This window comes from Roseomonas genomospecies 6, from assembly GCF_008365375.1.
Classification (GTDB): Bacteria; Pseudomonadota; Alphaproteobacteria; order Azospirillales; family Azospirillaceae; genus Azospirillum.
Genome location: NZ_QOKW01000012.1, coordinates 158688 through 184558, shown reverse-complemented (window position 1 = coordinate 184558; position 25871 = coordinate 158688). Strand labels below are relative to the sequence as shown.

The window sequence follows — 25871 nt, the reverse complement described above, 5'->3', positions numbered from 1 at the left end:
AACGCGTCGCGCCTGGACGCGGAGCTGTCCCGCGCCGCGCTGGAGCCGGTGGACATCGGCGCGATGCTCCGCACGCTGGCCGACATCCACCGGGCCACCGCGGAGGATGACGAGGAGACCGGCGGGGGGGAGGGGGGGGGGGGGGGGGGGGGCCCCCCCCCCGGGGGGGGGGGGGGGGGGGGTGCCCCCCCCCCCCCGCCTTACCGTCGGCGTGGTGCGGATCAGTCGGCGGCGTACAGGTCCGAGTCCTCGTCCAAGCGGGCCTTAATGCCCTGCGCCACTTCTGGGCGCAGCAACGGCAGCAGCGCTTTTTGGGATTCGTGGAGCCACAGCATGAAGTCGTAAACGCCGTGGTTCACCTTGCCCGTGCTGAGGCCCGTCTCCGTCGCCAAGGCTTCGCGGCGCATTTTGTCTTCGTCGGCGCCGTCGAGCGCAGCAAACATGTCGATGATGCTGCGCTCACCTTTGTTGCGCCACATGTCCCAGAAGATGGACTTGTTGCGCGGCAGATCGACGATTTTGAGCCAGGGCAACTCGAGCATCAGACGATACTTCTCGCAGCTCGCCTCCAACCCCTTGAACGAGCCCTTGTGCGCGTTGCGGACGAGGAAGAAGTCGGCGTTGCCGAGTTTGCTCCACATCCGGTACGCGGCCGCCAACATGTCGGCCGCGCCGTTCGCCGCTTCGGCGTCGTTGTCGATGACGACGACGAAGCGCATGTGCACGCCCTCCTCCTTTGTCATACGCGCATAGGCGCCGCGCGCTCCCTTGAACCACGAGAAAATGCGCTTGCTGGAGTTGCTGCCCGTGTCGATCAGGCAGTCGCGACCCTTCTGATACTCGAAGACCTGCTCGTAGTAGGTCCGCAGATCCTCGCTCTCGTCGCCATCCGACACGTTGTCGGGCGGCGTCAGCGGCAGCGCGAGGGCGACGCGATCGCCGAGCACGTGCCGCAGACGCGGCTGGTCGTCGACCGTCACCACGTTCATTTCGGTCCCGCCTGCCTGCGCGACGTACTGGTCGCTGAGCAGGGCGACGAGCTCGGACACCACGGTTTTGCCCGAGCTCCCCTTCTCGCCGAGCAAAAAGTGGGTCAGGTGGTCGGTCACGGGCGCGGTGCCCCGGTGCGTGCCCGTCAGCAGCTGAGCCTGGGGCTTCTTGGCGGTGCTCATCACATCGTCTCCTGAGCCTGGAATCTGGTGGGCTCGAACGAACCCTCAGATCCAAGATTGCACGCGCCCCGGTTAGTAATCTATGTTGCCGAGGCGGCGTGGAAGACGACTTTCGCCAACAAAATCAAAGAAGTATCGGCCACGCGGTCGCGGGGGTCAGTCGCTGTTTGGCGCCAGCCACACCAGCCTGGCCAAACGTTCGGCGCCCCCGTAAGGCCTGGGGTCGCCAAACAGTGAGTCGAGATCCGGAGGATCCACGGCCAGCGTCGCAAGAGCTTCTTGGGAGTGGTCGACCGGGTAAATGCCCTCGCACAAGTGCCACCATGACCGGTTGCAATCGACGCCAACGCGCTGCACGGCGTCTTGATACTCCCGCAGCTGCGACAGCAGAGGTCGCCCCGAGCACAGGTCGCTGCCATACCAGCGGCGGGCGATCGCCTTGAACGCGGCGTGGGCTTCGGGACGCGGCGTCAGGCGGACGCCGATGAGGCGCACGACGCCGCACATCGTGCCCGCGACCTTGTGTTCGAGGACCATCCATGTGGTCCCTGGGTGGGAGGACAGCACGGGGATGTGCTCCAGGAAAGCCAGCATCAGAACGACGTCGAACGTGGTGTTGAAGCGTTCAGCGTTCTCCCGAAGCCAAGCCATGGCGCCGTCGTGATCGTCCTTCTCGAGGTCGGGCGGCAGCGGCAGCGGCTCGGGTAGCCGATCACGGTGAGCGGGCCACCTGTCAACAGGCAGGTCGTCGGTGTGTGTGAACAGTGGCCTGGGGAGGTCGCGGACGTGGGCCATGCGGCGGTCGTAGCGGTGCGCGTCCCGCAAGGGCGACAGCCGCTCTTCAAGGTCTTCCGTCACCATGCCACCGCCTCCGCCACCGCCACCGCCGCCCCGGTGTTCAGATGGGAGGCTTCGAGGCTACGCAACAGCCTCCCCGGTTTGGACCGTATCACCATGCTCCAGCACCCAGGCCCTGTAGCGCGGCGCCAGACGGTCCAGAGCCTCCTCGGCGTCGTGCCAAGGCCGATCGAGACACGGTGACCAGCCACTGTCCCAGCAGTCCGTTGCCGCCGTTCCCGGGGCCCCCACGGGGCCACGCACATACCAGCTGTAAGTCGCTCCCCCCCAACCTTCCGCATCCCAGCGGACCTCCAGCTCGAAACCGTAAGGGCCGCTGGCGTCCCAGTCGTCGGTGTCAGGGTCGTCCGGGTCCAGATCGACCCATTCGACATCGTAAAGCTCGCTGTACATCGCCGTCCTTCACCGGATTCAGAAATGGTACCGGGAAGGTAGGTTTGGCGTGCGGCTCGGCGCCAGGTCGTTCTCCGCTTGGTGAACAACATTGAGGCCGCCGATATGATGGTCGGCGGCCTCGATGACGCGGTGCTGATGGAGGACGGCGATCAGGACATCGCCATGGCGCGGCCACAAGAGCGCGGGCGCGCCATGGCGGCGATGCGGCTGTCGACTCGAGCGTTGGGATTGACGATCGGTTCGAATGGCTGGCCGCGGTCGGTGTAGGTCTGCTCCGTGGCGCGCAGCAGGAGGGCCGTCGCATCGCCGCCCTCGGGCTCGTCCTCTTCGACGCCCGGACCGCCGAGATCCGCGGTCACCGGAGCGGCGTCGCGGGCATGAGCCTGCGCGAGCAATTCCTCTAAGTCCTTCGGCGTCATGTCCGGGCTCGACGGCGGCGTCAGGTCGGGCTCGACGGACTTGGCCGCGCCGCCTTCCACCACGGTGGACACCGCGGCCGCAGCCGTCTTCTCCGCCTTGCCCGGGCGAGCGCGCTTATCCGCCTTCGGCTCGATCGCCACCAAGGCCTCGTGCTTCGGCATCGGCGCCTGCTCCGGGACGGCGTCCACGGCGGCGATGTCGCGGCGCTCTTTTTGGATGGCGAAGAAGTATTGGCGCAGCGTTCCCACTGACGTGTCCGGTGGCAGGAGTTCGGCCGCCACCAACACCTTCTTGACCTTGTCCCACTCGCGGTGACGACCCTTCAGGCCCTCGATGTCGCCGAAGAGGGTGCGGACGATCTCAATGGTCTTGGGGTACGCAACCCCCAGCACCTCGCGCTCGGCTTCAAGAATCCGCTGGCGGGCCTGCTCGATGTTGATGGTCATGGTCATCCATTCCCCCGTCCGCACGTCTGAGCCACGCGGCCGACGTTTGGCCCATTGTGCCGTTCACGTTGCTCGTTGCGTACACCCAGGAAGAAACCGCGCAGGGCTCCCGCCGACGCGCCTGGGGCCAGCATGTTGGCCTCGGTCAGCATGTCGCGGATCCTCCGCCAGTCGTGTTGGTACGGCTCACACAGCCGCTCGATCTCGTTGAAATACGTCCTGACGCAGGCCAACAGGGACCTCGGCGGCTCCCCGCGGACGGGCGTCGGCACGGGACGCAACCGCCGTCGTTCCGCTTGGAAATCCAATACCTTGGCCATGGCCCTCTCCATCCGCGACAACCCCTGATCAAGGCTATGGGCGGGCTACGCAACACTCAATGCTATTGACGCAAGTTCCCCGGAAACGAAGTGTGAAGACCCCGTCTAAGCTCCGTTAAGGGTCAGCAAACACCCCGAGATGGCGCCGTGAGGGTGGCCTCCATCAGGCGGACACCGGGTGGCACCCAAGCGCAAACCCGCCGTCTAGGACACCCTCAACGTCCCGAACAGCTCCCGTGAACACGACGCCGATCGGACATCCGTTAGGCGCTGCGGTCGGTGGGGTGCTGGACTGCAAGTGGCGCCCGGCGGACGACCACCGGTCGGTTGATCCCGTGGGTCGGCATCTTTACGGCCCATGGATGGGGCGGGTTCGCCGTCTTCTCATACTGATGCACCAGCACCTCTGGCAGGTTGCGCTGGTCGTAGCGCTGCCCCAATCGGAAGACGACGCTGTTCTGAGCCACCAGGAACAGATGGATGGTCCGGACCCCGCGGTTGCCGAGGTCGCTCACCACCTTCAGAAACTGGGCGGCCAGTGCCCGTTGCTTCGCGTCGGACCAGTGATTGTCCTTGTCGATGGTCGGCAGCGAGAGTCGAACGACGGGCACCGCGCCGAGCGACCGGCCGACGGCGTCTGCATCCACAGCGTAGGAGACCTCGACGGCCACCGCGACCTCTGCCGCGCCACGGGGAACGCGGTCAAAGCCATCCACGATGAACCGCTCCCCGTCGTCGGCGCCGTCCAGGCTTCGCCAGCGCGCCTCCCCGCGGTCCCAGTCCACGATGCGGACGGCGCCGTCGTCATCGAGCAAAAACCCGGCGAGGAAGGTCAGGGGCACCGGAGACACGCCGCCGTACACCACGGTGACGTCCTCGCGAGCCACGTCGGAAACCGAGCGCTCCAGGTCGTGGCGCACCGTTGCGACCTCGCCGACGACCCGCTCCGGGTCCGTCACCGAGTTGTTCTCAACATATGGCGTGTGGTCCAGCAGGATACTCTGCGGGACACCAACGACGTCCTTCGGCAGAGCGTCCTTCAGAGGAGATCCGGAACTCTTGGCGAGGCCGCGCTGCTCGATGACGACAACACGCCTGCGAGCGCGCCGCTCCTCTTCCTTTCTCTCCTCCTCTGCGAAGCGGATCGCTTCCCAGACGCCGCCAACGGCGGTGAGGACAAGCCCGATGATGAAGGCGAGCCACGTGATGAGTTCCGGTGTTCCGCCGGAGATCTCGATGTGGAGGGAAAGGGCCCTCACATCGTCGGCGTAGAAAAGCGACGACACCCAGGACCCGGCGACGGACGCACCGATAAGGATCAGGCCCGCCCTGAAGATTCTCAAGGGGAATGACCTGCGGCGCAAGGCGAAGTCCACAACCTTCGACACGGCGGTGAGCAGGGTGTCGAAGACCTTATGCAGCAGGGACATCGGCTCAATCCTCAGGCAGGCTGGACGGGGCGGCGCCGTGCGCCCGGCGGACTAGGAAGCCCATCTCTGACATTACATGCGGGTTCAGGGCGAGGGCGAGGCGGCGTGTTGCTGCATGGCCAGGGACGGAGCGACCGTCACGGTCGCCGATGCGCTCGGGGTCGCCGTCGGGATGACGACCGCCGCCGGTCCACTCCCCGGTGGCCTGCCAGAGTTCGTAGTGAACGAACCAATGGAGGAGCCAGGGGACCACGGTCTCCGCAAGTGGCATGAATACGTTCCACTCCCCTGGGTAGTAAAGACAGGGAACGACAGGATGGTCCTCTTGGTAAACGTGCGGGATCGGCTCCATCGGGGCCTCCGGACGCCTGCGCAGTTCAGGGGCGAGAACCCGGGCGCGCGGCGGCCTGTATGCCACCTCGACGTCGCGGAAGACGGCGCCGACAATGAAGCCGAGCTCGATGGTGTAGGATTGGGCGACCGGGCGCAACGTCCCCCGCCATGTGATTCCCCAACGGGTGCGCCAGATGGGACGCAGGCGGGGGAACAGGCGCGCCATGCCCGCCGCCTGATCCTCCAGCACGTTCCGAGCGAATTGAGCATCGCCAGGCCGGGGAAACGGGGGACGCGACACGATCAACGTCCCTCGCGGTCGGGGCCTCCGAAGAAGGTGTGCGGGGCTACGGTTTGGCCGCCGGTCGCCGCGACGGGCAAAACGATGCCGGTGCGCGGCCGCCAGCCGACACCCGACGTCTGCCCCGTGCTTCCAATGCGCTCGTTGAGAGCTTCGAAGGCAAGGTTGGTGACAGCCTCGCCGAACAGGCTCCGGAGCACGTCGCGCTTGGCGGAGAGCGGTTCATCGGACTCGTGCAACGCGATGAGAGTTTTCCGGAGCGCACCCATCTCCTTCGCAAACCGGTTCTGCTCGGCCTGGTTTGCGGGCCACCGATCCGCGAAGTTCTCCTGCGGACACGCTGGGTTCTCCACCCGGAGGGGGCCGCGCGCCAGAGTCTGCTCAATGCTCAGCGCAAGGCGCGCCAGCTGGCCGATCAGGCCGTCGCCCCTCGGAGCGTGCATGGTGAACCATGCCAGCAGGACCGAGGGTGGCTTGTTGCCGCCACGCTCATAGAGCACGTTCCGATGCCGCTTCAGCAGCTGAAGCGCGAGAAGCTGATCGGACTTTGCCTCAAGGGGCTTCTGTTCGGGCACAGGAAGCGCCCGCTCCATCGCCAAGACGAGTTCGCGCGGCAGGGTGGCATCCTCGAACGCTCGGGCGAAGCCCTCGGGGTTGCTGACAACGTGGGACGGCCGGTCAGGGTGACGGTCAAAAATAACGCTTGTGCGCGGCGCGCCATCGATCAACACAGCCGGAGTGATGTCGAGATGCATCTCTTCGTACTCAACGGTGACGCATCGCTTCTTCTTCGTAACGCGGCACCCGCGGTACCGGCCGTCGTCCCGTTCCCGCGTCAGGCCCTTCACCACGAGGTCAAGGACCGTATCCGGGTCCTCGGTCCGTTGCACGTTGTTGAGTTCGAGCATCAGGTCGATGTCGAACTCATCGTGGTCCAGCCGCGACGAGATCGTCGATTGGATTCGGAACGACCCCTGCGGATAGAGAAGAAGCGGGCCGTGGGGACGCAGAGGGCTGCCATCCGCTTCCAAGAATTTGGCGACAGCCTCGTAGTGTGTAACCGCCTCAGCGTACCTGCTCGGCGGAAGCTGAACCTTTTGGGCGATGTCGCGAAGGAGTTCGTTAAGCCAAGCAGTCGTACCGTTCATGATGGATCCGTTGTGGCACTGGGTTGCGCGACGCATGCCGGGAAGGGGTGTCGCGTCCCGCGTGCGCAGCGGGGGCACCTCGAACAGCGATGCTTCGACCGCCCATATGAGACACTCACAGGTTGCTTTCAAGTAAGCACAAAAATTTCGCGCTTTTTCGGAGGAACGGGCCTTCCTGTGCCCCTTGTGAGAGCGCGGGGCGCCCCGAGGCACGATCGCTTAGCGGCGCGTTGTCCGGCACGATTCAGGCTGGCACCCCGATCTCGGCTCCATCGGCTAGCCGCCCGCGCGGGAAGTTGGCCGAAGTCATGGCTCTCCACGTGGGTGACGCGGCAGGCCTCGCCGTGGCAGCGCATTGACGTGGCGATCGGCCACCTTCCACCGGGCGACGGCGTCTGTGAGCGCTCCATGAAGACATCGCTTCCCTCGGGGAGCACCGCGCGACGTGCCCACCCGATTCTGCGTTTCGGCAACGCGGTCAAGGGACCAACGTGGCTGCGGACAGGCACACCAAGCCACAGCCGCCATGAAGCCGTGCAGCGGGTGGTTTCAACAAACATTCCTGGGCGGCGAGCGCGCCTGCCGCCATCTTGAGCGAGTAGACGCAGTTCTACGGGCTGACCATCACCAGAACCGTGCGGACACCGGTCCGCACCGGCACATGCCTTTCCCGGTTCCCGCGCGCAGGGGCTTCCACCAGCCTTGGCAGTCATCAACCGCATATTTTCCGTCTACGACCCGCAAATTGCCCGTGAATACCCTGTCGATCACCCACAAAGACTCCGTCATCTCTCCATAAACCCGCCGCCAAACTCCCGATCGCCATCCTGCCAAATGCTCACGAAACTCACCGCCGCCTTCACGCATCGCCGCTAACCATCAATCCTGCGCCGCCCCATTCCTGCCCGCGCCGCCGCGGTCGCAGGCCGTAACCCATGAACTGCCCGTGAATCCCCCGTCTATGCAGCCGTCTATGAGCCGTCATTTTTGGGACGTGGATCACTCCTTGGGTGCCGTGAATCACCTTTTCCTGATCGGGTGGGTGGGGTGCAAGGCACCCGGTGGTCGTCGGTCGCTGCGCGCCCTCCGAATGAGCCGTCCCGACGCCAGCGTCGGGCCTGGCCACGGTCGATGGAGGCCATCCTCGCCCCCTTCGGGGGCTCGGACGGCGGTTCCGGTGTCCGAACGGCTTCCAGCCGCCCGGACACCGCTTCGGACGACAGGGGCCAACCTCCGGAGGACCTAGAAGTCCTTCGACGGCCGAAAACCACCCCCAGTCAACGGGGGAGCGCCCCGCTGCGCGACGGCAGCGATCGCCCCCGGCCGACCGACCCCTGGCCAGACGGCCCCAGCCAGGGCCTCCGCCATCCCAACGGCCTTCAGCCGCCCCAACCCCGCCGCCGCCGCGGGGCGCGCCCAGAGCCGCCTGGAACGGCCCGGGGCGACGGCACCGTCAAGCGCGCTGACCGCCGCCCCGCCCCAAGTACCGCCGAGCGGTCCTCGGACGGCGAACGGCCTATGGGGCCGGACGAACGAGCCTCGGGCGTCCGCGGCCGCCGCCCGCCCGATCCCCGCCGCGTCGCCATCGCGTCCCTTTCCCCCGGTGACGCTTTGCACCCCACTCACCCTGCCCTGACTTCCCGGTTTCCTTGGGTTTCGCTGCCCGCCTCGCTGTCGGTCATCCCCGCCAGTCACGCCGAGCCGCCCGCCCCGAGGCGCCGCCTGCCCCCGCCGCCCCAGGCGACACACGGCGCGCGCGCCGCCCAGCCGTCCGGGAACACGGGCCCGCCGCCCCGGTGCGCCCGCAGCCGCCCGAACACCGGGATGCCGCCCGTGCCGACCGACGGCCGCCCGGGATCGGCGGCTTGCGCTGCGGACGCCAACGGCATCCCCCTCCCCGTGGTCTGTGTTGACACAGTTGATACGGAGTTTCCCGCCGCCGCGTCCTCGCCCAGCCGCCGGTGGACATCGGGGCGCCGGGAGGCGTCGGGCAACACGGGCGCCCACGGAGTTGCCCGTCATCCTTCGTTTGCTGAGGCCGCCCTGAAATGGCTGTGGCTGAGAGCGCGGACACGGAGAACGAAGGATGGCGCAAGACCGGTTCAGAGCGAAGTCGGCCACGGTGACCGTCACCCGCGAGGGTCAGGCGGTCGGCGCCGCCAGCGGTCCGGACGGCGGCTGGTGCATCGTGGCAACCCGCCGCCCTCTGCTCGAGCGCTTGCACACCGTCCAGAAAGAAATCCTGGAAGAGGCCGCAGCGAAACCAGTGAGAACGGCGCCCCGCCCTGCGGCACCCCGCATAAGCGCGCGCCCGCGCTTCGGCAAACGCTCCTTCTGGTTCTGACTTCACCCTCTAGTGGCTCGGTGTGGACCGGTGTCCGCAGACAGCTCACCCACTGCTGCCGTCTTGGCCTGCGGCCAGTTCGTACGGCTGGATCAGCCAGTCAGCGGGTAGGCCCCACTCGCTGGACAGCCGCGCTGCCATGTCGATGGTGAGCCGCCGTCGACGGCCGAGGATCTCCGCCGCGTCGTCCTCCGAGCCGACCAGCTCCGCAAGGTCTCCCAGGCCCAGGCCGGTCGTCGCGAGATGGGCTTCGATGGCGGCGACCGCGTCGACGCGCTCGATGGGCCAGCGGGTTCTCTCGTAGTTGTAGCCGCTTGAGATCATCGGCGGCCGTGCTCGATTTCATCGGAAAATTCCGTTCAAAATAGGTGAGAACGGGGCGGGGCTGATGCTCACATTGGATGCGCCGGTGCTCAGGATGAATGCGACATGCTCGCAATCATCCCGCTTTGCTCACATTCTCCGATCAGTGTGGTCCCACATGGGTTTACCCTGTGGAGACGTGCTGAAGAGACAGCCTTGGCGCCTCAACAGGGTGGTTTTCGACGTTCCGCGACAGCGGCGCGCCCGGATCTACAGTCATACGAGACACGTCACCTAATGTAAGCACAAGCCGATGATTGCGAGCACGTCGCACGGAGTTTGAGCACATCCGCGTGTAATCTAAACATTGCGGACGGTCCATTCGCAGTTTGCGTGAGCGCGATTCCGCGATGAAATCGAGCATGGCCGCCGATGATCTCAAGCGGCTACACGTAGTCGTCGATGAGGACGGCCAGCACTTCGAGGGCGTCGGCCTCGGGAGAACCGGGCTCGGCGCCCCACAAGCGGCGGACTTCGGCGAGGGCGCGTTCGTGGTCCGCGTCGCTTCGGATGGGCCTGATCGTTGTAGCCATCCCAACTCCCCCCGTTCCGTTGACATAAACACCAAGCGATCGCACTGTGCTCGGCCGCATGCTGTTGTCGAGGGTGCGCCGATGCATCGTGAGTTGTCCATGCGGCTGTACGAGCGGTATCCGGGCGTTTTCGGCCAGCGCGACCTGCCCCCTTCCGACAGCCTGATGAGCTTCGGCATCGAGTGCGAGGACGGATGGTTCAGCATCCTCGACGCGCTCTGCGAAGTGCTGACCGTGCACGCCGTCGAGGCAGGGACACCGCTGGTGGAGGCCGTCCAGATCAAAGAGAAATACGGCGGCCTGAGCTTCTGCACGCGCGGGCACGACAGGTTCGAAGACGGCGCGATCGACCTGGCGGAGGCGTTCTCGAACCGGGTCTGCGAAGAAACCGGGGCTCCAGGACGGCCATGCCGCTGCGGCGGCTGGCTGCGGACGTTGTCACCCGCCGAAGCCGCGCGCCAGGGCTGTGAGCCAAGGGACCTGTCCCGCTGGCGCGCACCGCGCATCCCGGAGCTGGACACGACACTCGCTCAAACGCTGGCGCAGCGGCACCCGCTGGTCATGGTCGGCCAGCTCGACGTGCCACCCGGATGGAGCGATCTCGCCGACACGTACCTGGACCTGCTGACCCGCCCGTCCGAGCGGCACGGGGCGCCCTACCGGGTCGAGTTCCTGGGGCGGGAAGACGGGCGGCTGCTCGCGGTTGCCAGCCCTCCGATGGGACGCAGCCTCGACGACCTGTGCGGCCTGGGTGCATTCCTCGAAGCGATGTCGCGGCGCCTTGACCCGGACACCGGAATGCCCGTCGCCGTCGGCACAGACCGGTGCGGGTAAAGGACCGCCACACAGTGCGGACCGATGTCCGCACTCCCAGGCTGGCAGTGCGCCTGCAACCTATAAGGCGTCTTTCGTATGACGAAAGCCACCATTGATCGCGGACCGCTTTGTGCGGTAAAATGGTGCACCAATCTGGAGAAGTGCGACCGCGATGCTGGTCTTCGGCGTGCAGATACCGACCCCCGCGAACGGCCCGACGACGTTGGGCTCTGCGATCACGCGCACGTAACCCGCCCCACCGCCTCTTGAACGGCCGCGACGGGGCGCTTCCCGGTCAGGAGTTCCAGATGGCGGTCTTCTTCACCAGCGACACGCATTTCGGCCATGCCCGGATCCTCGAGCATTGCCAGCGCCCCTTCCACAACATTGACGAGCATGACGACGAACTCGTCCGCCGCTGGAACGCCGTGGTGGGCCAGGACGACGACGTCCATCACCTCGGGGATTTCGCGTACAAGTGTGATCCCAAGCGCCTGGCGGGCATCTTCAAGAAGTTGAATGGCCGCAAGCACCTCACGCTGGGGAATCACGAGAAGGGGCCGACGCTTCAGCAGCGCTGGGCGTCCGACCCCGCGCCGTACCGCGAGATCACGGTGGACGGCCAGCGCATCGTGCTCCTGCATTACGGGATGCGGGTGTGGAACTCCATGCGGCGCGGCGTCATCCACCTCTACGGCCACAGCCATGGCAGCCTCCCGGGCAACCGCCAGAGCCTTGATGTGGGCGTGGACTGCTGGGACTTCGCTCCGGTCAGCCTCGATCAGATCCGCGCGCGTCTGGCCGAGCTGCCGGAAATCCGCTACGACGGCGCCGACGAGGACTGAAGGACAGGACGCGGGCCGTCAGCCCGTCGCGTGCACGGCTGCGCTCAGAGCCCGGTGGAGCCGTCTGCGGGAACGCTCCTCAGCGCCGTAGCCCTGAAGTGCGCCGATGATCTCGCTCATCATCAGGTCGCGCAGCCCCCTGTCGGCGCCGCTGTTCTCGACCCACAGGTGGGCGACCTCTTCGGCACTCAGGATGGCCTGGGCGAGCCTGTCCTTGCTGGCCTTGGGGGTGGCGTTGTCGGTCAACTGCGCGAGGATGGCCGCACGCTGGTCGGCGTCGTAGTGCCGTTCGATCTGGTCGGTGAGGACCGTGCCGACGATCGCCATGGCGGCCACGCGGTGGTCGTCACCCCGACCGTGGTGGTCGAGGACGGCGTTCTCGATACCCGGGTAGTGCCTGAGCAGGGCTTTCGCCGACGTCAGGCCGAGGCCGTCGAGCATCGGCATCAGCGCGTTCAGGACACGGGTTCGGTAACGGCGGCGCTCCAACCAGGCTCCGAACATTGTGGATCTCCAGAGCGCTCCGGCGCCGTCACAGGTTCAAGTTCATGTACCGATCTTCGAGGTACTTGAGCAGGTCGAACACATCGACGGCATCACCCTTCTGCTGGTTGCAACGGGGGTGGAGGACTTGCAGGTTGCCGCGCTCGTTGCCGCCGCCGAACGTGAAGGGAACGCGGTGGTCGACATGCCAATGTCCAAAGTCAAGAGGCTCGCTGCACCACGGGCAAACGCCGCCCTGCTCGTCGTAGATCTGGGCAATGACGTGAGCCATCCAGGGACGACGGCGACCAGGAGCGATCTCCTTGAGGATGGACGAGCACTCCTCGACCGTTTCCCACAATCGGTCGAAGGTGGCCATCTGATGCGCGACGGCCTGCTCGGCGATTTGCTCGAGCAGGCGGCTCACGCCGACCTCCGGTTCAACGTGTTCTGGGCGCGGGTGCGGGCTCCCTTCAGCCTCGTGCGCAGTCGCTTGGCGTCGTCGGCCGCGTTGACGTTTTCCAGGGCGCTGACTAGGGCATCAACGATGTCCAGCACCGTGTTCAGATCGGCGACAATCTCGCTCAGCTCGGTCTCGGAGCGTTGGCTGTAGCCGCGCGTTCGGTCGGCGAGGCGGCGAATCCGCTCTTCAAGCGTGAGCTCGATCTGCGGGGTCGCCTGCTGGATGACCTCCAGCTGCTTTGCCGGAGGGTCTTGCCTGCTCGAGCACAGAATCCGGGATAACCAGTCCAGCATCGCCATTCCCCCCAACCGCCACGTTACAGCTTTGCCGCGCATTGAAGCAGAGCAACTCGGCGTGTGCAACCCAGGCCCCTTACCGAGAACCCGTTCCTTGCCAGCGGTCGCCGCATTCTGTGCGGACCGGTGTCCGCAGGAGGCGCGCATGTGGTTCGACGATCCGTTCGGCAATGGGCGTCCGCCCATTCTCTTCCCCAAGGTCCGCTGCGGCGGCCGCCGCGTCGCCTGGGTCCGCCAGTTCTGGTCGAAGGAGCTCCGCGGTACGGCGCAACGCTCGCTCGGCAGCCAGCCCATCGACCTGGGCACCGTCGCGCCGCTGATCCGGGAGCGCATGGAACCCCAGGAGCTCGCACAGGCCCAGGCGTGGTTCTCGCAGCAGAAGGTCGGGACCAACACCGTCTCGGCTGTCCGCGAGATCGAGGAAGCCGTCGCGCGCCTGCGCGGTGCCGCGGAGAACCTGAAGGCGATGGCCACCTCGTCCAACGCCAACCTGGTGCTCGCCGCGGGCCGTGTCGGCGCCGCCCAGAAGGCGGTGTTCGACAGCGCCGTACGGGCGTTCCAGGAGGCTCTGGATGCGGCCGTGCGGAATGGCGCGAAGATGACCGCGCCCAAGCCCGCGACACCAGCCAGCGCGCTTCATGAAGCCTTAAAGGGGCCCGACGCCCCGCTGCCCGCTGCCGCACCGCCCGACGCCCTCGTGGAGGCGCCGGTGGCCCTCCAGACGGAGCCGAGCCCGGACCCTGCCAAGCCCGCGAAGAAGGGCAAGAAGAGCACCTGGTCGAGGACCGAGCGCAGGGCCCAGCAGACCGTGGACGCGGCGCCGCAGGCGCGGGAAACAGCGGGCCGCAGCGACCGCAAGAAGAAGGCTGTGGCCCAGTCCGCCGCCCAGCCCGAAATGCCGATCGCCGCACCGACAGCGGAATCGGTCTCCGTGGCCGACGATGTGCCGACCATGACGTTCGACGACGCCGCACCGGAAGCCGCCGTCGTCGTGTTCATGCCGATGCCCGCGCCGCCGTCGGCCGCACTGGTGGACGCGGGCGAGCAGCTGGACCTCGAGACCTTCCTGGCGAGCCTGGATGGCGGCCAGCTCGAGCCGATGCCCAAACCCACCGTCCCGTCGCGGTGACCGCCAGGTCGGAAGGGCTCAGCCGCCGAACGCGGCGTGCACGATGTGGCGCGCCTCATCGGCCGAGACGTGGTGGTCACGCCAAGGGGCAACCGAGTGCCCGCCGATCGTCCCATACGCCTTGATGCGCAGGGTCCCGTGGTCCTTCGGCGCTTTGCCGTCCTGGCGCGGTCGCTGGAACTTGCGCCGTCCGGTCAGCCGCTCGGCGTCGGCGTAGGAGAGCAGGAACAGCGCGTAGCGGCTGCCTGCACCGTCATCCTTGCAGACGGTTTCCGGGTGCCGCTCGCCGACCAGCAGGATGAAGTCGTAGCGCTTGCTCCGGTTCTCACCGAAGATTTGCGAGAAGTACCTGTCGAAGCCGTTCTCCCGCTTCCAGGTCCGGAATGCGGCCGTCCCCATGGCCAGAACGGCGACCGGCTTCCAGCCGTTCTGGCGAGCGTGCCGAACCCCCTCGAGCAGACGGGGTGACGGCGGTCCGCCGAGCAGGACCTGATGGCAGAGTTCATCCAACGACGAGTGGGCGGCGGGCGGGCGCATGTTGACCTCCGAAACGGACGGTCGCCGACCGGTCAGGGCGCGGCGTCCACCGTCAGGATGGGCGGTCGCCGCTTTCTGAAGGGTGTCGTGCGCGGAGGGAGCCGACCTCGCGTCGATGGCGCGGAATCGCTTGAGCCCCAGGGCTTTCCGGGTCATCTTGGAAATCAAGAGGCGAGATGCGCCCACCTCTACAACCAAACGAGGCTAGAGCCATGAACAAGGCCGAATTCATCGAACTCATCGCGGGCAAGCTCGGCTCCAGCAAAGCGGATGCGGGTCGGGCGCTCGACGCGGTCACCGAGGGCATCGCCGAGGTGCTGGCCAAGGGCGACGACGTGAAGCTGACCGGGTTCGGCATCTTCGAGGTGCGCGAGGTCGCGGCGCGCCAAGGGCGCAACCTGCACACGGGTGCGACCATCGAGATCCCCGCGGGCAAGGCGCCCAAGTTCAAGCCGTCGAGCACCCTGAAGCAGGCCGTGGGCGGCCAGACGGCCGACGCCGAGTGATCGGCTCGCTCGCACGAAGGGGCGACTGAACCGCTCTACCCCCTACACCAGGGCGTTGCTGCTCAACGCCAGAAACGAGTCGGCAGCCACCTCCGCCACAGTGGCTGTCGACGGTGTGCAGCGGAGAACGCCGCCGCCTCGGCCTGCTGCATCTGTCGGTCAGGCTCATCCACAGAGCCGCGCTGAACGGTGCCGCGCGGCAGCCCTGGCAGTCCCCGCAGAACACGCGAGCGCCACGTTTCGTGCGGGCATTGCCCGACATCGCCCGGAACGCGGCTGTACGGAAGATGTGGCGACAGCCAATGCCGGACGCGATCCATCGGATTGCGACCCGGGTTCAGCATCGGCGACCCTGCGGCTCTGTTTCCCCGGTGCGATCCTGCACGCCCACCCCTCCATGTCCGTGGTATCGCCCCGCCTTAGATGGGGGTGAACGACGTCGCGTTGATGGCCGTCTCAACTCGCTCGCGGAGGCGCTCACGGATGTTTTCCGAGGCCTGGGCGTACACCGTCCATTCGCCGCTCGGCGTGACCAGCAGGCCAGGGGTGTTTCCCAATATCGTCCGCTTTGCCTCGGCGTCGCTCATGCCGTCCGCGGACTGAGTCCCAATGTTCGGAACCCTGTTCAGAATCGACTGGTGGCCGCCGAAGCAATGGATCTCACCGCCCAGGATGACGTGTTCATCCAGTACGACTTCCTTCTGTGAGGCCCCGTACTTGTCGATGCCCTTGTCAAAGACGTGGCCCATCGTCGTCTGCCAGTAGGCGACCGCGGCGGGCAGCGTTGTGCCGTCACCGTGCCCGTACACGTCGTTCAAGTTGATGATGACCTCGGTGGACAAGGGAACACGGCGGTAGATGAGCGCGGTCTTTGGGTATTTTGGAATGCCGCCTTTGAAGCCAAAGGCAACGTCGATGTCCGTCGTCCATGCCGACACGTCCTCGATGACGGCATCGGCCACGCCGACGCTATCCGCGATCTTTTTATTGATTTGAACGCGCCGGAAGACCTCGGGTGGACAGGACGCGAACATGGATTGGACATGCTTCAGCGACGCACAGACAGACTTCAAGGTGTCCGCCTTGGCGACCTTGTTGTGGCTGCCCGACTGCCAGTCGTCGATGGCCTTCAGAAGGTCGAACGGAAGAAGGTCCCACGGGTACTGCACAGCTTTCGCTCCCTGCTGATCGGGTGCGGAGAGTAAGGCGTTGGCGACCCGGTTCCAAGACGCCGTTGTCAGTCCTGCGGGCGGCCTACTCGCACCTGCGGTCGGCGTCCAGGCGGTCCAACCGGTGCAGCAGGTGCTGGCGCTCCCTGCGGGTGCTGGCCATCATCGCCCAAGCCTTCACAGCGCGCGGTGCGTACCACGCGACCCCGAGGCCGCCGAGAGCAAGCAGCACTCCCGCCACGATCCGCACCCAGTCCATCCCGCCTCCGCCTCCGCTGCGAATCCTGTGGCCAACCGGTGCGACGTCCGCCCACGGCACGTTAGCATGTTCGCTTTTTGTGCTCAATCCGACCGGACGGCATCTCTCGAAGAGAGCAATCGACATCGCGTTCCAGGTGATCAACAAAACCCGGTGCGGGAAGTCCGGGGAGGGGGCGTCGGTGCTGCGTGTCACGGTCGAAGAGTTCCGCCCCCAGGCGTCGCCCCGGAAGCGGATGGAGATCTTGATGGAGGAGGTTGACGCGGCGGATTACGTCGCCGGAAACGGGCGCTGCGTCGCCATCCTGGCGCGCCGCTTCGACCCCGACCACGGCCGCGTGGAAGCCTGCGGTCTCATCCGCGGCGCCCTCGGACCGGTGGACGCGCTGGTCGGCGCCGCTCTCGGCGCCGTGGCGGATGGCGAGCTGGAGGAGGCGTCCGAGTGTCTGCGGGACTGCATGACGGCGGCGTGGGGGATGAGCGATGCCTGAAGGCTCCATCTCGTACCCTTGGCACCCGATGGATGACCACCCCCACGACCACGCCGCCTGCGCCTGCGGCGAGTTCTGGAACCTGGGGCGACAGCTGGAGTGCCCGGTGTGTGGCGCGCCGTCGACGACACGGCTGCGTGCCTGGGAGGTCCCGGTGCACGGCACCGAGGACTTGCTGATCTGCGGCTGTTTGGCGGTGCAGTCGGCGATGGCGGCGGCGGCGCGCGCAGGGCAGCCGATCGCCGCGGTGCTATCACTTCAATCCCCTGGGGCCGTCGACGGAGGCGGCGGCGCGCCGCGTGTAGGCACGGTGCCGCAGCTGGTCATCGAGTGCGAAGACACGGCGGATGCCGCCCATCCCCGCGCACCCCGTCAGCACCACGTCGAGGCCGCGCTGGGCTTCGCTCGTCAGCACGGTGGCAGGCTGCTGATCCACTGCCATCTTGGCATCGCGCGTTCGACCGCCATGGCGCTGGCTGTCGTCGCCGACGGCCTCGGACCGGGTCGGGAAGCCGAGGCGCTGGACCGGGTGCTGGCGGCACGCCCCTGCGCCACGCCGAATCCGCTCATCGTCGCGCTGTCCGACCGCCTGCTCGACCGCGGTGGCGCGCTGACGGCGGTGGTCGAAGGCCACCCCGACATCGTCCGTCGGCGCGGCGGCCAGAGCTTCCCGTAAGCCCGGCGGCAGCCAGCGGCACCTGTGACCCGATGCCGGTGCGGCACATGCTCCTGACGCTCTGATCGGTTTGCCTGCCAAAGCCTTGGTCGAGGCGTGGGCGTCATCGCTTCATGTCCTCGTGAATGCGTGCCGCGACATCCACAATCAGAGGGTGAGGGCCGGGAGTTGTCGGGTTGGCGTTCGCATACACACTGATCCCGTAGTAATCCAGCACCCGTGTTCCTCCCACAGACATCCCTCCAAGCACAGCAACCGCAAACATGCGAGTTTTGCTGAACGCCTGCTTGTAGCTGCCACCGCGGCTGCGCTTCGGCGACAAATCAAAAGCGTTGCCGACGCTGCCTCGGGCGATCCCGACGCCCGCCCCTTTCGGGATGTCCTTGCATTCGACTGCGACCTTCAGATCCTTGCCGGATGGACGGCCGCCACCCGGCAGATTGCGCAGGTCGTCGCCGGTTTTCTGGGCAACAACAGACACGTCTTGTTCGTGGTTGCTTCCGGAGCGTCCCTCGAACTGAACGCTGTTGTGGATCTCATAAACGCGCTTGACCCGACGCCCATGGAAGGTCAGGCGGATGAAACCTGGGCGCGGGGCGTTTGCGGTCGCCGGGTGGATCTTACCAGGGCTTTGCCTGATGACGAAGTGACTGGCGGGGGTTCCAGTATGGTCGCACACCTCCACCGTGGTCCGGTAGTAAGGCGACTTGAATTGGTAGGCGACTGACAGAGCGACAAGCGCCTCGTAGGCCGTCCCCGCTTTGTTGAAGGCGAAGCCGGGCGGCAACGCGGCGCCAAGCTGGGTCAGCAGGTCGATGATCTGGGTACGCATTACGAACTCTTCGACGGAAGGCTATCGAGGGTCCGCATATTCCGTGCAAGGCCGAGAAGATGCTCGAGCCTGTCTGCAATCCGGACGGCATCGTCGGGCACGGCTGGAACGGCGCCCACCTCAGGATCGACCCACGCCATCAGGCGCGCCTTAGGGTTGTCGGTCACATCCTTCAGCCGGTCCTCAGCCGCTTTCAGCAGGCGCACCCGGCCAATCGTCGCGCTCACCAGCATGTCGAGTGCGATATCGAACTGCTCGTCGGCGTCATACGGCTGGGGATCGCTGATGTGGACACGCGGTGCATCATGACCGTCGGCCGGAGACTCCAGCTCTTCGGAGATCCGTCCGGTGAACAGGACAGAGCGGATCTCGTCGGCCAAGCCTGGGAACCCGCCCTGCTCGACCACCCGCACCACATCTTCCGCTCGCGAATCAATCTTGAAATGCATTCAACCGGCTCCAGCCATCCTCACACCCAACCCATCGCAACTACCTGTTTCGATAACGGTTTCGCAACTTTTTTTGTTGAATTTGGTGGTGTCGGCAACCCTCAAGAATACCCCGGTATGCAGGTTGCTCGGCAACCATGCAGAAGTGTCTGGGGTGGAAATGCAGCTGATTGCTCGAAACGGATTGGAGTACATTAGAGCGTACTTAGAGACGGCCGAATCCTGGACACGGGTGCAGGGGCTGAGCAAGTCCGGGAAGCTGCTCATGTGCTGCTGCGATCACCCCGCAAAGGCAACGCGGTCGCCTCGAGGTCTCAGGCACTTTGCGCATATGCCCGGCAGCGCCTGCTCGGTCGGCTCCCAGGAGAGCGAAGCCCACCTCCGCCTCAAAATCGAGGCGCTGACCGTCGCCCACGAACTCGGCTTCGATGCCATTGCGGAGTATGATCGCGGCACAATACGACCGGATGTCGAGGTGGTTCAGCGGGGAACCAAAAAGAATGTGGCCATCGAGATCCAGCTGTCCAGGCAAACCGGCTACACCACCAATGAAAGAACCTCAGCTCGGGCGGCGCAAAACCTGGACACAGTATGGTTCTTTGGCAATAAGCGTGATTTTGATGATGCTCCCAAGGACCAACGGTATGTTTATCCAGTCCGGCTTCCGAGTGGCGACATCGAGTTCCAGATTGACGTTCTAAGAAAAAAACTGTCTGCGTTTCTACGGGGCGTGATCGTTTTTGATGATCTGTCCAACTTGGCGAAAGTCCCCTTCACCGTCATTGGGTACGACTTTCCCTGCGGTGGGTGTGGCCGGGATTGGTACAGAACGTCCTACGCGGGGCTCTATCCGAACCGCATCCGGGGCGATCTTCATCCAGTAGCTGTTCCGCTGGCTTCTCTTGGTGACCCAGCAGAAGCCCTCAAGACGCTCGCTGAGCGCACCGGCAAAGCAACCGGCCGCGTTGCGCCCGGGGGCATGGGGTTACTGTGCCCCCATTGCGGCACCGCCCCAGAAGCGGAGTTCATCACGCCGGAGGTGGCACTGAGGGCTCCGGCTCGGAATATCTCGGGCCACCGCGACATGCGGCGCTTTTCTGGGCTCAAACCTGGATGGTGGTGGCGGCGGAACCCGGTGGCTGACGAGCATTGGTCGGACGCTGAGTGGGCCGCGGTCATTGAACAGGGTATCAACGCCATCAAAACCGAACGGCAGAGAATCGCGAGGGAGAAGCGTTTGGCCGAGGAGCGGCGGCGCATGGAGGCCGAAAGAGCTGAGGCGATCAGATCCGCCACGGCCGCTGAGCTGTCTCTTCTGACGGAGATGTTGGACCCGCATTTGGGAGCGCCCGGCACCCAGGCTTGGCTGGATCGTGCCAACGACATTCTTGGTGAAAAGACTCCCAGAGCTGTGGTCCAGCAACATGTATGGGCATGCCATAGCCTGCCGCCTGTGGCACACAGTGCCGCCACGGCGCTTGCCATTCGCATGCTCGATGGCAGCGAGCGGCTCACCGAAGAGCAGTGCGGGTTGCCGAAAAAGAACTTGAAGCAGTTGAGGAAGTCCCGCCGCCAGACAACGGCATTACCGGCGTCCTCCAGCAGCTTGAAACGAGCCTGGGAAGGACTTTGCCGACTGATGTTCGGATAGTTGGCGGGGGTGAATACAGGCGAAAGAAACCGTGAGCGGTTGCCTTTCGCCAATGGACAGGATGATACTCATGAGCCATGTGGCGGGGAGCCAATCCTGTCGTCATTTCGTGGTGCCGAAAGGTCAGGGCCAGCTCGCGTAGACAACCACGAAGGTCCTCCATAGACGGTCCAGGGGCAAGGGGATCACAGCCCTTACTGCTCGGGGTCAGCCGCCTTTTGGCGGGAACCGGTTGGCAGACCCGGCAGCACCGTGACGCTTGCGTCGAAGCGCGCCATGCTAAGACTCGTTTCAGAACGACGGGGATGCCGATGGCGCTCGAAATCAGATTCATCGGGGACGAGCGCGACGTGAAGGCGGCGATGGCCCTGCTGGAGGCGCGCTTGGGCAAGAGCGTGGTGAGGTTCGACACCGTGCGGCCGTGCCGCCAGGGCGACGCGAAACGGGTCTACGGCACGCTCGCGTCCGCGGCGCTGCGCGCCGACCAGACGCCCGGCGCATGACAAGCCCCGGCCACCTCCCTTTGGCCGGGGCACGGGTTGCCACGGCGTCCGCTCAACGTGGAGCGGGTCCGTCGTCCCCATCCAGGTACGGCCGGTCGTCGCCGCGCCGCGCCCTGGACTTTTCGATGCGCTTAGCAGCACGGTAGATGCGACGGCGCAGGACCAGGTCAGTCGTGTCCAGCGGGATCCCGCGCGCGGCGGCACGGGCCACCAGGCGGCGGAGCATCGTCTTGAACCGCTCCAGCACATCGTGTGTGTTGACCGGACGTTCGCCGAGCAGATCCATGGTCGCCAACGCCACCGCGCGTTCCTCACGCGGAAGCAGATCCTTCCGGAGTGGAATGTTGCATTGCCTTGCGGCCTCGTAGAGCCCGAACAGGCTTCCAATGCCGCTGCGCCCCATGGCGTCCCGGTAGCCGATCTCTCCCGCTTGCCACGACGCCAGGATGGCCGTCAGTTCCTGCCGCTCCATCGCCACCTCCGACGCGCGCATCAAGACCCGCTGCGGAACCACCTGAGCTCCGTTACAGCACCGCCAGGGCAAACGCCAGACGCTTCAGTCGGGCGGCCGCGGCCATGCTCATCATGGCGTCACCGCTTCTGGCGCCCAGTTCGCTCAGGATGACGAGGATCTCAGCTACGATACGGCTGGCATCCCCGGTCAGCGCTGGGCCCGCTTGGCCGAGCAGTCCGGGTACTGGACCCAGGATGTCCGGGATGTCGTGAGCGTCCACCGGGTCGGCGACGGACGCCGCCAACAGGAGCAGGCGCACGGGCTCGGTAAGCTCCGGGCGCGGCGTCGGCAATGGCGCCAACCGCGGGGGCGGCGCCCGTGGCGCCATCCTGAGCTCGAGCAACTCCAGAGCCATCAGCACGGTCAGGGGCGCCCTGCCCGCTTCGGCACAGGACCGCAGAACCGTCACGGGCACGCCGATCAGCACGGCGACGGCCTCCATGGGCATTCCCATCCGCGCGACCCACCCAGCGACATCGGCGGGGACAGACGCCGCGTCCTGGGTGTTCCGCTGCGCCGCTGCTTCCTGCCCGCCGCTGCCCGACACGGCCACAGCGCAGGCCTCGGCATCCGGTTCACCCCTCCACATCGGCGCCTCCATCGGCGAACAGGCCACCTCCATGTTCACTTTTTAGTCCAGGCCGCGCCGTCCATCAATTCGCGCTTCCTGGCTACGCTTGAGGGCCACGGCGACCTGGGGCGTTCACCCTACCCACCCTGCTGCAACATCCATCGTTTACCGCGATCGCCCGAGCATTGGCGGAAGGCAGGCCATGCCTGCGTCACCACCCGCTTGGGAGAACACCGCCATGCCGACGAAGCCTGAAGGTCTGCCGAACCCCGCTGCCTTCCTCGACGAGATGTACGCGAACTCGGCGCCGCTGCCGGAGCCGAGCGACTATGACGGCGGCCACTTCTACGGCAACGACGTTCCGGACGCCGAAGGCGACGGCTCCGGGGACGTGGTGGCGCTGCGCAGCGAGGTGGCCGCGCGTCGGCGGACCGCTTGGCCGAGAGCGTGGGCATCCGGCGCCTGCGCCAGGAGTTCCTCCGGTTCGTCGAGGGCATGGAGAAGGGCTTGGCGGGCAACGCCGCCAAGGGCGGCCGCCGCTGACACTGGCCCCTCCTCCCTCGCCAGCCTCCACCGCAGCCTGAACCGAACACATCACCGTCCGGAGACACCCATCATGTTGAACATCGCGAAGAAGACCGGGGGCGCTGGCGCCATGGAATATTACCTGACCTCGGTAAAGGGCCAGGGCTGGTACGAGGCGTCGCCTGACGGCGGCCCGCGCGGCCGCTGGAACGATCCGCACGGCCTGCTGGCGCCGTGGGGCATCCGCCACGGCGACCTGATCGACGACGACGGTGGCCGCAACCTGGTGCGCCGCCTGGCGCGGGGCTACGCCCCGACCTTCGAGCGCGGCATCCCCCTAGCCCGCAACGCAGGCAGCCCGCGGCGCGTCGTCGGCATCGACCGAACCTTTTCGTCGCCCAAGACCCCGACCCTGGTCTGGGCAGGCGTGACGGATGACAGCCCGACGAAGGCGGCGATCGAGCTCGGCCTGCGCGAGGCGGCCCACGAGGCCCGGACTCTCCTCGAGCGGCTCGGCGGCGTCGTCAGACGCGGCAAGGGCGGCTTGATCGAGCGCCCGGGACTGTTCTGCGGCGCCTCATTCCTGCACGCCGACACGCGCTTTGGCGACCCGTCCATCCACCTCCACGACAATGCCTTCACCCCAGGCCTTGACCCCGCAGGACTGCACGAGGAAATCGCCAAATACTTGGCGACGTGGGGGGAGGACCCGGACCACGACACCGTGGCGGCAATGGCGTGGCATTCCTGCGAGTCTCGCCGCCAGCTCCAGCTGCAAAAATTGGGCGGTGCTGCGTTCCGGGTCGCGCTGGCCGACCGCCTGGAGACGATCGGCTTCCAGGTGGTGCCGCGGTCGGCCGCGGACTGGGCGGCGCCGTCGCCGCACGGCCTGGTCGGCGGCGGGATGGGCGAGAAGGATCCAGGAGCACTGTTCGACGTCGCCGGTGTCAGCCGCGAGCTGGTGGAACAGTTCAGCCGCCGCTGCATGGAACTCCGGGCACACATCGACGCCGCCCGCCGCGCCGACCCGGACGCCATCATCAACGAAGGGGCTTGGACGAACGCGCGCAACAAAGCCACGCGCAAACCCAAAAGCTCGCTGGCGCCGGAGGGTTTCGACTGGCGGGGCGCGTGGCACGAGCGCTTGGCACGGTCCGGGTTCGGGCACGACGAAGCGGAGGCCTGCGCGCGCCTCGGCGGCGGCAACGGCCGCCAGCGCCTGACCACCGCGCAGGTCGCCGAGGCGGCCGAGGCCGACCTCCTGACGCGCGAGCACATCCACGCCGAGTCCGCAGTCTGGACCACCGTGATGGCGCAGGCGCTCGGGCGGGCTGACCTGAGGACCGCGGTGGCCGCCGGGGAGGCCCTGATCGAGGACGGCGTGCTGAAGCGTCTGCCGACACCCGAGCATGACGGGTCAAAAAGTTACTACATGCCACGCCAGCTGGATCAGGAGCGCGAAGTCGCGGCGCTCGCCGTCACCGCCCAGGACACCCTCGACCCGATGCCCGAGCCCATCGTCAAGCTGGCCGCCCAGCGCCTGCGCCAGATCGGCAGCATGCCCGACGCGGTCGCGCAGACGGTCGCCAAGCGGGCGCTGGGCGCGGACGGCGTCGTGTGCGTGGAGGGCGGATCCGGGGTGGCCGATGCGCTGCGCGCCGCCTTCAAGCTCGAGGGCGGCGGAGCGGAGGTTACGGTCGTCGAACAGGCCCATGCGCTGCCCTTCGGCGTAATCGCCGAGGCAGTGATGGCGCGCGAAGAGGCTGGATCCCGCTTGATCCTGGTCGGCGCGAACACCCCGGTCGACCCGGGGCGGCCGAGTGGCTTCAACACGCTCTCGGAAGCACTGGGGCTGTCGCTCGGTGAGCCGACGGCACGGCTTCTGCACGCACAAGGCCAACTTGTGGCCAGCGGCGACGCCGTCGAGGAGGCGGCCGAGCGCGTGCTCCAGGCGGCGCTGAACAAAGGCAAACGCCGCGACGTGGCGGTGGTGGTCCCCAGCCGCACCACGGCCGACGCGGTCAACGCACGGGTCCGTGAAAAACTGCGGGCGTACGGCGTGCTCAAAGCGGACATCGGCGTGGCGCAAGGCGAGCGCGGTCCGATGCCGCTGGCCCGCGGCGACCTTGTCCGTCTTCCCGACGGCGCAGTCGGCAAGATCACGTACGCCGAGGCCGACCCGAACGGCGCCATCGTCAAGGACGTCGCGGCCAAAATCGTGTGGCCGGGGAGCCGAAACGGCACGGGTGATACCGTCATCGAGAAGACCAAGCTGCTGCGCCATGCCTGGGCCGACATGCCTGGGGGCATCACGCCGTCGCGGCGCGCCGATATGGTGGTGGCCATCGCCGACCACCGCGCCACCGCGAACGCGCTGCGGACCGCCTGGCGTCTCGGCTCCGACGTCACGGTGCTGGCCGACCCGCGTCTGCTCGGCGACGACGTGGAGCGCCGCAAGCGCGACCGCGAGCGGGCGCGGCGGCGTGAGCAGGCCGAAATCGCGGCGCGCGCGGCCGTGCAGGCGGTGCTGCGCGGCGGCCTCGCCGACCGGGACGAGGCCGCCCTGGCACGCGAGATCGAGACGGACGAGCCGGATCAGGTCTTGCGGGCAGTCGCGGAGCTCGCCCGCCGCCGCGACGTGACGGAAGCCGTCCTCCTGGAGCGCACCCTCGACGCCGCGCAGGTGGTGTCCGCGGCCCGCGCCCGGCCCGCCGGAGCTCTCGCCGAGGAGGTGGAGACCGCAGCCGTGGCCGCGCTGTCCCGATTGCACCCGCAGTCGCTGCTCGCCCGTCTCGGCGAGCTCCGTTTCCACAGCCTGTCTGGTCAGGGCCTCACATACGTTGCCATCGAAGACCCGGAGCTGGATCCCGACCCCGAGACGCCCGACCCCGCGACCGCCGAGCTCGAGACCACCGACCCGGAGGCGGAGGCGACCGAGCGCGGTGGCGAGGCACTGGGCCTGCGTCTACGCAAGCCGTCCACCGCCCGGGAGCGCGACGCATGACGATGGCCAGCGTGGTCACCACCCAAGAAGAATTCCCAGGGCGCGCCTCCTGCTCACCACCGTCCGCGGGGAGAACGCCGCCTCCTCCG

At 66.7% G+C, this 25871-nt stretch carries 28 protein-coding genes; 10 read left to right on the top strand and 18 right to left on the bottom strand.

Annotated elements, in window-relative coordinates; translation table 11 throughout:
* Positions 1–221 precede the first annotated feature (221 nt).
* From DS843_RS31250 to DS843_RS16775, 8 genes are all read right to left on the bottom strand, one after another.
* The gene (locus tag DS843_RS31250; RefSeq protein WP_167525350.1) at positions 222–1172 is read right to left on the bottom strand and encodes a P-loop NTPase family protein; all 951 of its coding nucleotides are present in this window, start codon (positions 1170–1172) and stop codon (positions 222–224) included.
* A gap of 156 nt (positions 1173–1328) precedes the next feature.
* Positions 1329–2033 (bottom strand): hypothetical protein, encoded by a 705-nt coding sequence (locus tag DS843_RS16805; protein WP_149470015.1) that lies wholly within the window; start codon positions 2031–2033, stop codon positions 1329–1331.
* 57 nt (positions 2034–2090) lie between these two features.
* Positions 2091–2423 (bottom strand): hypothetical protein, encoded by a 333-nt coding sequence (locus DS843_RS16800; protein ID WP_149470014.1) that lies wholly within the window; start codon positions 2421–2423, stop codon positions 2091–2093.
* 152 nt (positions 2424–2575) lie between these two features.
* Positions 2576–3292, bottom strand: a complete 717-nt coding sequence (locus DS843_RS16795) for a hypothetical protein (protein WP_149470013.1) — start codon at positions 3290–3292, stop codon at positions 2576–2578.
* Between the two features lie 2 nt (positions 3293–3294).
* Positions 3295–3612 (bottom strand): hypothetical protein, encoded by a 318-nt coding sequence (locus DS843_RS16790; protein ID WP_149470012.1) that lies wholly within the window; start codon positions 3610–3612, stop codon positions 3295–3297.
* A gap of 263 nt (positions 3613–3875) precedes the next feature.
* A complete protein-coding gene (locus tag DS843_RS16785) occupies positions 3876–5042 on the bottom strand; it encodes an SAVED domain-containing protein (RefSeq protein ID WP_149470011.1) in 1167 nt (388 codons plus the stop codon).
* A gap of 4 nt (positions 5043–5046) precedes the next feature.
* Entirely contained in the window at positions 5047–5601 is a 555-nt protein-coding gene (locus DS843_RS16780; protein ID WP_149470010.1) for a type II CBASS E2 protein, read from the bottom strand.
* 77 nt (positions 5602–5678) lie between these two features.
* Complete coding sequence (locus DS843_RS16775) at positions 5679–6824, bottom strand: nucleotidyltransferase domain-containing protein (protein WP_149470009.1); 1146 nt, start codon at positions 6822–6824, stop codon at positions 5679–5681.
* Positions 6825–8910: 2086 nt separating this feature from the next.
* Between DS843_RS16775 and DS843_RS16770 the strand changes: the two genes are divergently transcribed.
* The gene (locus DS843_RS16770; protein ID WP_149164777.1) at positions 8911–9168 is read left to right on the top strand and encodes a hypothetical protein; all 258 of its coding nucleotides are present in this window, start codon (positions 8911–8913) and stop codon (positions 9166–9168) included.
* Positions 9169–9213: 45 nt separating this feature from the next.
* Here the strand turns inward: DS843_RS16770 and DS843_RS16765 are convergent, their stop codons facing one another.
* On the bottom strand, positions 9214–9492 hold the full coding sequence (locus DS843_RS16765) for a helix-turn-helix domain-containing protein (protein WP_149470008.1): 279 nt from the start codon (positions 9490–9492) through the stop codon (positions 9214–9216).
* A 401-nt stretch (positions 9493–9893) separates the two neighbouring features.
* Here DS843_RS16765 and DS843_RS16755 point away from each other — a divergent pair, with 401 nt between their 5' ends.
* Together DS843_RS16755 and DS843_RS16750 are read left to right on the top strand one after the other, a co-directional pair.
* Entirely contained in the window at positions 9894–10898 is a 1005-nt protein-coding gene (locus DS843_RS16755; protein ID WP_167525349.1) for a hypothetical protein, read from the top strand.
* 290 nt (positions 10899–11188) lie between these two features.
* The gene (locus DS843_RS16750; protein ID WP_149164780.1) at positions 11189–11725 is read left to right on the top strand and encodes a metallophosphoesterase; all 537 of its coding nucleotides are present in this window, start codon (positions 11189–11191) and stop codon (positions 11723–11725) included.
* An 18-nt stretch (positions 11726–11743) separates the two neighbouring features.
* Here DS843_RS16750 and DS843_RS16745 read toward each other — a convergent pair whose 3' ends face one another.
* Genes DS843_RS16745 through DS843_RS16735 form a run of 3 tightly spaced genes read right to left on the bottom strand, consistent with a single transcriptional unit; the run spans position 11744 to position 12970 of the window.
* On the bottom strand, positions 11744–12229 hold the full coding sequence (locus tag DS843_RS16745) for a hypothetical protein (RefSeq protein ID WP_149470007.1): 486 nt from the start codon (positions 12227–12229) through the stop codon (positions 11744–11746).
* A gap of 28 nt (positions 12230–12257) precedes the next feature.
* Positions 12258–12635, bottom strand: coding sequence for an HNH endonuclease (locus tag DS843_RS16740; protein WP_149470006.1), 378 nt, complete (start codon positions 12633–12635; stop codon positions 12258–12260).
* Complete coding sequence (locus tag DS843_RS16735) at positions 12632–12970, bottom strand: hypothetical protein (RefSeq protein ID WP_149164783.1); 339 nt, start codon at positions 12968–12970, stop codon at positions 12632–12634. The genes DS843_RS16740 and DS843_RS16735 overlap by 4 nt, the downstream gene beginning before the upstream one ends.
* 142 nt (positions 12971–13112) lie before the next feature.
* Here DS843_RS16735 and DS843_RS16730 point away from each other — a divergent pair, with 142 nt between their 5' ends.
* Entirely contained in the window at positions 13113–14096 is a 984-nt protein-coding gene (locus tag DS843_RS16730) for a hypothetical protein (RefSeq protein ID WP_149470005.1), read from the top strand.
* Between the two features lie 18 nt (positions 14097–14114).
* Here DS843_RS16730 and DS843_RS16725 read toward each other — a convergent pair whose 3' ends face one another.
* Positions 14115–14789: a hypothetical protein gene (locus DS843_RS16725; RefSeq protein WP_149470004.1), complete on the bottom strand. Its 675-nt coding sequence runs from the start codon at positions 14787–14789 to the stop codon at positions 14115–14117.
* 20 nt (positions 14790–14809) lie between these two features.
* Between DS843_RS16725 and DS843_RS16720 the strand changes: the two genes are divergently transcribed.
* Positions 14810–15139 (top strand): HU family DNA-binding protein, encoded by a 330-nt coding sequence (locus DS843_RS16720; RefSeq protein WP_286192142.1) that lies wholly within the window; start codon positions 14810–14812, stop codon positions 15137–15139.
* Between the two features lie 419 nt (positions 15140–15558).
* Here DS843_RS16720 and DS843_RS16715 read toward each other — a convergent pair whose 3' ends face one another.
* Complete coding sequence (locus DS843_RS16715) at positions 15559–16308, bottom strand: hypothetical protein (protein WP_149164787.1); 750 nt, start codon at positions 16306–16308, stop codon at positions 15559–15561.
* A 440-nt stretch (positions 16309–16748) separates the two neighbouring features.
* Between DS843_RS16715 and DS843_RS16710 the strand changes: the two genes are divergently transcribed.
* Complete coding sequence (locus DS843_RS16710) at positions 16749–17057, top strand: hypothetical protein (protein ID WP_149470002.1); 309 nt, start codon at positions 16749–16751, stop codon at positions 17055–17057.
* Positions 17050–17733 carry a hypothetical protein gene (locus DS843_RS16705; protein WP_149470001.1) on the top strand — a complete coding sequence of 228 codons (684 nt, stop codon included), beginning with the start codon at positions 17050–17052 and terminating at the stop codon, positions 17731–17733. The genes DS843_RS16710 and DS843_RS16705 overlap by 8 nt, the downstream gene beginning before the upstream one ends.
* Positions 17734–17836: 103 nt before the next feature.
* Here the strand turns inward: DS843_RS16705 and DS843_RS16700 are convergent, their stop codons facing one another.
* Together DS843_RS16700 and DS843_RS16695 are read right to left on the bottom strand one after the other, a co-directional pair.
* Positions 17837–18565 (bottom strand): hypothetical protein, encoded by a 729-nt coding sequence (locus DS843_RS16700; protein WP_149164791.1) that lies wholly within the window; start codon positions 18563–18565, stop codon positions 17837–17839.
* The gene (locus DS843_RS16695) at positions 18565–19014 is read right to left on the bottom strand and encodes a hypothetical protein (RefSeq protein WP_149470000.1); all 450 of its coding nucleotides are present in this window, start codon (positions 19012–19014) and stop codon (positions 18565–18567) included. The genes DS843_RS16700 and DS843_RS16695 overlap by 1 nt, the downstream gene beginning before the upstream one ends.
* Before the next feature lie 331 nt (positions 19015–19345).
* Here DS843_RS16695 and DS843_RS16690 point away from each other — a divergent pair, with 331 nt between their 5' ends.
* Both DS843_RS16690 and DS843_RS16685 read left to right on the top strand, forming a co-directional pair.
* Positions 19346–20665, top strand: a complete 1320-nt coding sequence (locus tag DS843_RS16690; RefSeq protein ID WP_167525348.1) for a competence protein CoiA family protein — start codon at positions 19346–19348, stop codon at positions 20663–20665.
* Positions 20666–20976: 311 nt separating this feature from the next.
* On the top strand, positions 20977–21168 hold the full coding sequence (locus DS843_RS16685) for a hypothetical protein (RefSeq protein WP_149164794.1): 192 nt from the start codon (positions 20977–20979) through the stop codon (positions 21166–21168).
* A 52-nt stretch (positions 21169–21220) separates the two neighbouring features.
* Here the strand turns inward: DS843_RS16685 and DS843_RS16680 are convergent, their stop codons facing one another.
* Together DS843_RS16680 and DS843_RS16675 are read right to left on the bottom strand one after the other, a co-directional pair.
* Complete coding sequence (locus tag DS843_RS16680; protein ID WP_149469998.1) at positions 21221–21640, bottom strand: hypothetical protein; 420 nt, start codon at positions 21638–21640, stop codon at positions 21221–21223.
* A 52-nt stretch (positions 21641–21692) separates the two neighbouring features.
* Complete coding sequence (locus DS843_RS16675; RefSeq protein WP_149469997.1) at positions 21693–22310, bottom strand: hypothetical protein; 618 nt, start codon at positions 22308–22310, stop codon at positions 21693–21695.
* 559 nt (positions 22311–22869) lie between these two features.
* Between DS843_RS16675 and DS843_RS16670 the strand changes: the two genes are divergently transcribed.
* Positions 22870–25782, top strand: coding sequence for a relaxase domain-containing protein (locus DS843_RS16670; protein ID WP_167525347.1), 2913 nt, complete (start codon positions 22870–22872; stop codon positions 25780–25782).
* Positions 25783–25871: the final 89 nt, after the last annotated feature.

Bases quoted from the DNA above. Each gene is read 5' to 3' on its own strand.
- DS843_RS31250 (WP_167525350.1), bottom strand. From the start codon at position 1,172: ATGAGCACCGCCAAGAAGCCCCAGGCTCAGCTGCTGACGGGCACGCAC.
- DS843_RS16805 (WP_149470015.1), bottom strand. From the start codon at position 2,033: ATGGTGACGGAAGACCTTGAAGAGCGGCTGTCGCCCTTGCGGGACGCG.
- DS843_RS16800 (WP_149470014.1), bottom strand. From the start codon at position 2,423: ATGTACAGCGAGCTTTACGATGTCGAATGGGTCGATCTGGACCCGGAC.
- DS843_RS16795 (WP_149470013.1), bottom strand. From the start codon at position 3,292: ATGACCATCAACATCGAGCAGGCCCGCCAGCGGATTCTTGAAGCCGAG.
- DS843_RS16790 (WP_149470012.1), bottom strand. From the start codon at position 3,612: ATGGCCAAGGTATTGGATTTCCAAGCGGAACGACGGCGGTTGCGTCCC.
- DS843_RS16785 (WP_149470011.1), bottom strand. From the start codon at position 5,042: ATGTCCCTGCTGCATAAGGTCTTCGACACCCTGCTCACCGCCGTGTCG.
- DS843_RS16780 (WP_149470010.1), bottom strand. From the start codon at position 5,601: ATGGCGCGCCTGTTCCCCCGCCTGCGTCCCATCTGGCGCACCCGTTGG.
- DS843_RS16775 (WP_149470009.1), bottom strand. From the start codon at position 6,824: ATGAACGGTACGACTGCTTGGCTTAACGAACTCCTTCGCGACATCGCC.
- DS843_RS16770 (WP_149164777.1), top strand. From the start codon at position 8,911: ATGGCGCAAGACCGGTTCAGAGCGAAGTCGGCCACGGTGACCGTCACC.
- DS843_RS16765 (WP_149470008.1), bottom strand. From the start codon at position 9,492: ATGATCTCAAGCGGCTACAACTACGAGAGAACCCGCTGGCCCATCGAG.
- DS843_RS16755 (WP_167525349.1), top strand. From the start codon at position 9,894: ATGGCCGCCGATGATCTCAAGCGGCTACACGTAGTCGTCGATGAGGAC.
- DS843_RS16750 (WP_149164780.1), top strand. From the start codon at position 11,189: ATGGCGGTCTTCTTCACCAGCGACACGCATTTCGGCCATGCCCGGATC.
- DS843_RS16745 (WP_149470007.1), bottom strand. From the start codon at position 12,229: ATGTTCGGAGCCTGGTTGGAGCGCCGCCGTTACCGAACCCGTGTCCTG.
- DS843_RS16735 (WP_149164783.1), bottom strand. From the start codon at position 12,970: ATGGCGATGCTGGACTGGTTATCCCGGATTCTGTGCTCGAGCAGGCAA.
- DS843_RS16730 (WP_149470005.1), top strand. From the start codon at position 13,113: ATGTGGTTCGACGATCCGTTCGGCAATGGGCGTCCGCCCATTCTCTTC.
- DS843_RS16725 (WP_149470004.1), bottom strand. From the start codon at position 14,789: ATGACCCGGAAAGCCCTGGGGCTCAAGCGATTCCGCGCCATCGACGCG.
- DS843_RS16720 (WP_286192142.1), top strand. From the start codon at position 14,810: ATGCGCCCACCTCTACAACCAAACGAGGCTAGAGCCATGAACAAGGCC.
- DS843_RS16705 (WP_149470001.1), top strand. From the start codon at position 17,050: ATGCCTGAAGGCTCCATCTCGTACCCTTGGCACCCGATGGATGACCAC.
- DS843_RS16700 (WP_149164791.1), bottom strand. From the start codon at position 18,565: ATGCGTACCCAGATCATCGACCTGCTGACCCAGCTTGGCGCCGCGTTG.
- DS843_RS16695 (WP_149470000.1), bottom strand. From the start codon at position 19,014: ATGCATTTCAAGATTGATTCGCGAGCGGAAGATGTGGTGCGGGTGGTC.
- DS843_RS16690 (WP_167525348.1), top strand. From the start codon at position 19,346: ATGCCCGGCAGCGCCTGCTCGGTCGGCTCCCAGGAGAGCGAAGCCCAC.
- DS843_RS16685 (WP_149164794.1), top strand. From the start codon at position 20,977: ATGGCGCTCGAAATCAGATTCATCGGGGACGAGCGCGACGTGAAGGCG.
- DS843_RS16680 (WP_149469998.1), bottom strand. From the start codon at position 21,640: ATGGAGCGGCAGGAACTGACGGCCATCCTGGCGTCGTGGCAAGCGGGA.
- DS843_RS16670 (WP_167525347.1), top strand. From the start codon at position 22,870: ATGTTGAACATCGCGAAGAAGACCGGGGGCGCTGGCGCCATGGAATAT.